Here is a 7637-nt window from a genome sequence, read left to right as displayed (position 1 = left end):
TTTTTTAAAGCCTTATTCGTATCAAAATATGAAGGAATAGTATTATGTTTAAAATAATATTGTCTAAGATAGTATAATGAAGCATTATATAAATTTTTGGATATTCTACATAAAAGCTTTAGCATAGCTATTTCATTAGTGGTCGCTTTATAGTGATATTTTAGCGTTTTAAATCTCATTTTTTTCACCTCCATTTCTACATTAACAATTATACCATAAAAATAACAAAAAATCCTTTAGGTAAGCCATTTTTTGTTTGATAAATTTTGTGAAAATATGGCCTGAAAATGATGATTTGAGCTTAATTTTAGAAAAAAGAGAAAAAAGCTAAATAAATGTGAGAATACAATTTCCTAATAAATAAAAAAAAGCAAGGGAATTCTCATTCCTTTGCCTTTTCTTCATCTATAGACTCTTTATTCCTTTTTTGATTGAAAACAAATAGCTTTCTTCCGATATAATTCATAATTAATACGATAATGGTTAATAAAACCTTAAATACCCAAAACCATAATTGAATATCATGTAAAAACCAAAAATCGAATAAAACCTTCCCATGGATTGGTTCAGATAACCACATACCAAGCCATGTAATACCAAAGCCAATTAAGGATAAAACAACAAATTTAAAGAAGACATAAAAGCTCTTTTGCTGATCCTTAGTAATATATCTATATACAAATTTTTGTAAGAACCAATTCGTAAATAATCCAGCCGTAAAACCCATTGCAGTATAAAGGAATACAGCTAAATTTACATCCATATTTTGACAAACGTAATTCTTAAATACCCAAGTAACCAAATAATCTACTAAAGTGGCTAAACCACCAACAATTAAGAATCTTAGTATTTCAAGACTAAGCTCCTTTTTATTCTGCTTCATCGTTATCCACCAAATCTAAATTAGAATCCTCTTCTATGTAAATTGGCCTTCTTTGCGTTTGCCTTCTAACATCGTATAACAAACGGAACAAGTAGAATAAAACGATAAATAAGGCTAAAAATAAGCAATCTAAGCGAATTGGATTCCAATCAAATGCTTGATAAGAATTTGCCTGTACAGCAGTATAAATTCCTTTACCTGTATCATAGCATAATAAGAAGAAGACAATCCATGCAGCAATCTTTGGAATATATTCATAGAATCTAGAAAATTCTCTCATACCTAAGATTGCATAATGGAATAATTTCTTAAAATTCCATTTGGTTGTACCAGCACTACGCTTAGCATAATCAAATTCAATAACCTTTTGGCGGAAGCCAACAAAATGATAAATACCCTTAGTAAATCTTTCGTGATCCTTTATAGATAAGAATGCATCCACAGCCTTCTTATCTAATAAGCAATAATCTCTTGCTCCATGAGCCATACCCTTATCCTTTGTGACAAAGGCATATACCTTATAGAAGGATAGACTGAAGAAGGCACTAAGAATAGAACCACCATGACGATTTCTTTGTCTTGTAAATACTAAATTGTATCCTTCCTCATGTGCTTTAATCAATTCTGGAATTAAATATGGGGGATCCTGTAAATCCACATCCATTATAATGGCCATATCGGCATGGGATTTCTTCGCTGCCTCAAGACCAGCATACATTGCAGCCTCTTTGCCAAAATTTCTTGAAAAGGATAGATATTTAATTCTTTTATCCTTACTTGCAAGCTCCATCATAATACTTAAAGATCTATCCTTAGACCCATCATTTACGAAGCAAATATTATATTCATAATCTAAGGTTAAATGCTTCATAACCTCATTGTAATATATTTCTATAGTCTCTTCCTCGTTATAACAAGGAACTACGATAAAAACCTTTTTCATTCTGTCACTCTTTTCTTTTTCTTAATGATAAAAACCAATACTGTAGGAATCAAAATACCTGCATATATTATAATGCCAACAAGGCTGATTTTCAAACCAGTACTCAATCCTTCAGGACTAAAATTCAATGTGATATCTACATTCTGAATTCCCTTAGGTACAACAATACCTAAGAATCCACCATCAATATTTATTGTTTTAAAATCAATTGGATTATTATTTGAATCAAAAACTTGGTTTATTTCCCATTCTGAAGAATAGGTATAGCCTGTTTTAATTACCTTAACGGAAGTATCCTCTGGCATGGTTACTTTAATACTCATTTTTGTTCCATCTAGTACAAATTCCTTATTTGTATAGGAATTCTGTTTTGTAATAAAATCATCATAAATAGAATATTTATAACCATAAATTCTTGCAGTGGTTACTGTGTTTTTTGTATTATTTTCAACAAGTAAATACTTATAATTACACAAATCATTACCATAATAGGTATTGTAATGTAATTGAGTTAAATTCGTGTAATCCGTAGTCGTTGGAATTTCATTAGCCAAATACATAAAGCCATGAGTTAATCTTCGAATCTCCGTTGTTGGCATAATCATATAGGCATCATAATTCTTATAGGCACTAGATAGCTTACTTATATCATAAATATAGTAATGATTATCTGTTTCACTTACAAAGGTTAAATAGCCAGTCATATAGGTATTATTGAATTTTGCTCGAATTTCACCAGATGGGGTTTCTATAATTCCTAAATCCTTGACTGCATCAAAATCCTCTATATAGCCATAATGTAAAATAGAAGCTTGCTTCTGAATGGAATTAAAGCTTGTTTGTGCTCCCATAAATGTATCATATACAATAAATGGAATATCATCCTTTAATTCATAATATTTCGTATTTTCCTTAATGGTTTCATTGTAATAATTTAAAGGTAAATGAATATTTTCATTAGAAATAATATATTTTGTATTAAAAATAGGACCACTAATTAAGGAATAACCACCATTAAATGTTCTACTCCAGCTATTGGATGGTTCTTCATAATAGCTTTTTAAAACTGTATTTAGTGGAGTATTGTAAAAGGATTGGAAGAATCTACCAAAATTTACATCTCCCTCTAATATATTTAAATTGGTTGTTTCTCTACCAAATATTGTATATAGATTCGTTCTATAACCATTTTTCTTATCATAATCATAGATTTCCTTCATTGTATTTAATCTTGCCTCATTGGTGGTTTTTGCAGTGTAATATCTTGCAGAAGTATTATCTACATTTGCAAAAATAATGATCGTTGCAAAAACAAATTCTAAAAAGATTAATATAGGGATAGCTTTACCATGTAGGAAATCTTTACCTCTCAATTTGAAGGATAGAGTAAGCAGTAGAATAAGTAAATATAATGAAATCGCTACTAAAGATGGAATTAATAATAAATAGAAATAATCTCCAACATTTTTATAATGAATAAATACACTAGGACTTAGCATTAAAACATAAACCATAGAAATCAAGCCTAGGGTAATCATTAGGATAGTTATATATAATCCAACCTTAGAGCCGGTAGCTTTTAAATTTGTTTGATTCATCGCAATTGCAGCGGCATATAGATTTAAGAAATATGGAATGAAGAACCATCTTAAATATGGTGCAGTATTAAATCCAAAGATTACACAAAATAATGGAATACATAATAAGATATTCATTAAAAGAACAAAGAATTTTAGTCGATTTTCATATTTTCCTCTTTGAAAGAAGAAATATATGAAATAAATGAATCCACCACAGGTAATATACATTGTTGCATGCTCTCTTATATAATCACCAGGCTCAACTAAGCATAGCTGATGTGGATCATTTGGAATAAATAAATTCATCCATTGTGTAAAATAATGTCTCCATGAGAAATCGACAATGGTTCCATGCTCATTGTTGAAATACCAATAGGATTCTATCGAAGGGTTCTTATTAAATAAGGAATAAATAATATCCTTTAAGGAGGTGCCATTTCTGGATGTTTGATGCATAATATAGAGTGCACTTGGCATTAAGAAGAATGCACCGATTACAACTCCTAGTAATACAAATAATAAATATTCAAAGAATCTTTTGAAAAATTCAAGGACTCTTTTATTATGAGCATCCGTACTATTACCTAAGGATGCAAACATGGTTGCAACAAAATAAATGGAAGTAAATGCGAGTAGCATATAGGCTATATAAAAATCATATAATATTACCATAACGGAATAGATAGGTAATAATAAATAATAATAACCCTTTTTTTCAATGCATAAATCAATAAGTAGCATACCTAGTGGTGCATAAAAGCAAATACCTAAATATACAGGAAATATATAATAGGATTCCGTTGTACCGCCACAAAATAGAATTAATGCACATAAAAAGGATACTTTCGTATTAAATTTTCTTGTGAAAACATAATATAAAAGAAGTGCTCCACATACTGGCCTCATAAAATTTATTATGGCATAGGCCGTTTCATTTTCCATAAAAAAGGATAAAAGAAATGCAAGAAATGTAAATATATCTAAAGGAATATAATAGGCTGCACTAAAGAAGGAAACGCCACCAAATAGGCTAGTATCATATAAGGATACATTTCCTTGCTTGATCTTATCAAAGAATCCAGAGATATATGGATAATATTGAATTAAATCATCGGAATTCATATGTAGGAATCCGCCCCTATCATCGGTATAAATAAAAACGATAATAAGAATAATCGCAAAAAGCACAAGTAGCGTTAAAAAAGGATACCATTTATTATTCCAAAATGCATTCCATGCATTTTTGATTTTATGTTTAAAAGAATCTTTCGTCGTTGTATTTTCCATGCTTATACCTCGAATTAAAATCATTGATTTTCAAGTAGTCTAATTATAGCATAATTAGAATAAGATTAACACTTTTAATTAAAAATGTATTTTGTTATCATTATAAATGGTGATACTATGAAGCGTGTACTAATTACAGGTGCAAGCCAAGGCTTAGGCCTTGCCCTTGCAAAAAAATATGCCAGTATGGGGTATTCTTTAATTCTTATTTCTAGAAATAAGGAAAGATTAGAAAAGCTAAAAGAAGAATTATTAAAAGATTATAGAATAGATATTGATATCATTCCATATGATTTAACGAAGGAAATCATAAATTTTTCAAAAGAAATTTTAGATTCTTATTCTAATATAGAAGTATTAATCAATAATGCAGGAATGGGAATTGCGGATTCTATTCTTTATCATGATCCAATAGATGAAGAAAAGCTAATCGATTTAAATATAAAAGCATTAACTATATTATCTATTGAATTTGCTAAATATTTTAAAGAAAAGGGCTATGGCAGAATCATAAATATATCTAGTGTAGGATCTATGATGCCAGGGGCATATATTTCTAGCTACTATGCTTCTAAAGCATATGTATCTAGCTTTACATATTCTATTAATTTAGAATTAAAGCAACATAATGTATATGCAATAGCTTTTAATTTACCAAGAATGGATACAGATTTTGATTTACATGCCAAAAGAAAATCTAAATTAAAAAAGGGTAAAAATCCTATGGTAATTGCAGATAAAATATATAAAAAAATGAATTCTAAAAAAGGTATAATGAATATAGGTTTATCTACAAAACTTATGAATTTATTCTCTCATTTATTGCCAAAATCATTGATTTCTAAATGCATAGGAAATAAATTGAGATAAGATTTATTTGTTTTTGAACTTTAACGGTTCTCTAAAATTATCACATGAGTTATCTATTTTATATTATGAGAATATTTTGAAATGAATAACCTTGTTTTTATCTAAAAACTTCGTTATAATCCCGTTTTCGACAGTTGATAAACAAAAAAATCCGATTTATGGCGTAACTAAGCCATTTTTCGGATTTTTCTTTTTTTAAAAATGTAGTGTGGAAATTCTTTTTTAAATTTTTTTCACTAATTTTGTCAATTCGGAATTCTGGTAATATTTCTTATCTAACCCAAAATTAAATAAATCGTTAAGTGCAGTACATACCTTTGAAGAAGTAAATTCTGCTTCATAGAAGAGTCCGTCTCTGTTCGAAACATTCATATTTTTTAAAGTAGTAAGAATTTCATTAATAGTAAAATCATATTTTTTATCTTTTAATTGTTTTTCTAATAATCTATAAATTAATAATGCAGTATAACAAATCATAAAATGAGCAACAATACGTTTATCTAATCTGTGATGAACAGGTCTAGCATCGAAATTAGTTTTTAAAACTCTAAAGCAATCCTCAATTTTGTATCTTTGGGAATTAATCTCTATAATGTCTTTAGGATCATCCTCTAAAAGATTTGTGGCAATTGCATAAAAACCATCATATTTTTCTTCTAAATCAATTCTGTCTTGGTCTAAAGTATACAATGCTCGATTCGTGCATTTAATAAATCGAGCGATATCGTTAGGTCCTTTTCTGATATCATCTACACCACGAGCCAATAAGGCCTTAGCTCTTTCAATTTGTTTGTTTCTAATGTTTTTTTGATATTCGGCCATTTTACGAGAATAAGTAATAATTATCTTTTGTTTCAAAATGGCTTTAGATTTAACTGTTTTCGTATTACCATTCTTAAATGTTTTTTCCTCAAAAAGACCTAAATCAACATTAGAGTCAACGATTATTTCTTTATAAGCTTTATCTTGGTAAAGAGAAATATTATTCTCATCAAATTTATTAAAGGATTTCATGTGTTTTAATGTTACACATGAATTATTCGATAATAGCTTATAGTCTGTATCATTAAAAATATCGTTTTGAAGCTCATCCGATAGCTTTTTAATGGATTGTGTAACAATAAAGGCTCTACCACCCAGATCATTAAAGACTCTAATAGAGGCTGAGCCTAAGCCAGCATCACCACAATAAATGATTCTTTTATTTTTTAAGGTTCTTATCATTTTTGATTCAAGCTCATGAACTGTTTTTTGTTCGTTCATATTTCCAGGATATAATCCCATAGTAAGTGGTATACCATCTTTATCCATAAATAATCCCATTTCCACTATAGGATTGGGTCTATGTTCTTTAGAAGGCCCATATTGTCTTAATCCGTATAGATATTCTCCAGTTACTTCATCGTAATAAGGCTCATCCGCAGTTTCAACCTCAAAATAATAGTTTGTACAATCGTAATAGCAAATAGAAGTATCTCTTTTAACGATTGTATTACTATTTTCGAATAAATGTTGAAGATAAGAATCATAATGATCCGCCAATATATCCATACCTCTTAGAACATTTTGATGTGAAAAAGAAGGCTTTTCATAAAAGAAATCCAAATTATTCACAGCAGCTAATTTACTTCTAGGATTTAATATTCTATCGAATGTTAAGAATCTAGTGATATCATTTAAGTTATATGTAATCTTTTTATCCTTAGTGATATTCTTTATAAAATCTTTTAAATTAAGCTTTGAATAAATATCTTGTAAGAAGAAATACCCAATGTTAAGCAAGGAAGATTTTGAAGAAACGTTATCTGAAGGAATAAGCTTTTTATTAAAGTCAATGGTTATTTCCAAATCCACCTTTTCTGATTTCATTTTTTTATTGTATTCTTCGACAACCTCTTTGGCATAGGCTAAAGGATCTTGATGACCTTGAGCTAAGAGTTCAGAATGCTTACCAATTTTAAAAATGTTTTTCGTAGTGACCTTCTTACCATTCCGAATTCCTTGTTGAACAAAGTAAGAAGGATCTTTAGATTTTCTATCATACCAAATTTTCACAACACATCACCCATATATA

At 28.9% G+C, this 7637-nt stretch carries 5 protein-coding genes; 1 reads left to right on the top strand and 4 read right to left on the bottom strand.

What is annotated here, in order from left to right:
• Window positions 1–382: 382 nt before the first annotated feature.
• The 3 genes from SPJ17_RS06640 to SPJ17_RS06630 are packed head-to-tail and all read right to left on the bottom strand — an operon-like array spanning window position 383 to window position 4693.
• Window positions 383–883: a GtrA family protein gene (locus SPJ17_RS06640; RefSeq protein ID WP_321093885.1), complete on the bottom strand. Its 501-nt coding sequence runs from the start codon at window positions 881–883 to the stop codon at window positions 383–385.
• Entirely contained in the window at window positions 870–1826 is a 957-nt protein-coding gene (locus SPJ17_RS06635) for a glycosyltransferase family 2 protein (RefSeq protein WP_321093882.1), read from the bottom strand. The genes SPJ17_RS06640 and SPJ17_RS06635 overlap by 14 nt, the downstream gene beginning before the upstream one ends.
• Window positions 1823–4693, bottom strand: coding sequence for a YfhO family protein (locus tag SPJ17_RS06630; RefSeq protein WP_321093880.1), 2871 nt, complete (start codon window positions 4691–4693; stop codon window positions 1823–1825). The genes SPJ17_RS06635 and SPJ17_RS06630 overlap by 4 nt, the downstream gene beginning before the upstream one ends.
• A gap of 117 nt (window positions 4694–4810) precedes the next feature.
• On the opposite strand from SPJ17_RS06630, the gene SPJ17_RS06625 reads away from it, so the two are divergent.
• Entirely contained in the window at window positions 4811–5563 is a 753-nt protein-coding gene (locus SPJ17_RS06625) for an SDR family NAD(P)-dependent oxidoreductase (RefSeq protein ID WP_321093879.1), read from the top strand.
• A 222-nt stretch (window positions 5564–5785) separates the two neighbouring features.
• On the opposite strand, the gene SPJ17_RS06620 is transcribed toward SPJ17_RS06625, so the two are convergent.
• On the bottom strand, window positions 5786–7618 hold the full coding sequence (locus tag SPJ17_RS06620) for an IS1634 family transposase (RefSeq protein WP_321093876.1): 1833 nt from the start codon (window positions 7616–7618) through the stop codon (window positions 5786–5788).
• Between the last annotated feature and the right edge of the window lie 19 nt (window positions 7619–7637).

The sequence above is a fragment of the Anaeroplasma sp. genome (genome assembly GCF_034179385.1).
GTDB lineage: Bacteria > Bacillota_I > Bacilli_A > Acholeplasmatales > Anaeroplasmataceae > Anaeroplasma.
The sequence above is the reverse complement of the archived record's forward strand: the minus strand, read 5'-3'. Positions and strand labels throughout refer to the sequence as shown.

Excerpts from the sequence above, each read along its gene's own strand:
- SPJ17_RS06635 (WP_321093882.1), bottom strand. The coding sequence starts at position 1,826 with ATGAAAAAGGTTTTTATCGTAGTTCCTTGTTATAACGAGGAAGAGACT.
- SPJ17_RS06640 (WP_321093885.1), bottom strand. The coding sequence starts at position 883 with ATGAAGCAGAATAAAAAGGAGCTTAGTCTTGAAATACTAAGATTCTTA.
- SPJ17_RS06625 (WP_321093879.1), top strand. The coding sequence starts at position 4,811 with ATGAAGCGTGTACTAATTACAGGTGCAAGCCAAGGCTTAGGCCTTGCC.
- SPJ17_RS06630 (WP_321093880.1), bottom strand. The coding sequence starts at position 4,693 with ATGGAAAATACAACGACGAAAGATTCTTTTAAACATAAAATCAAAAAT.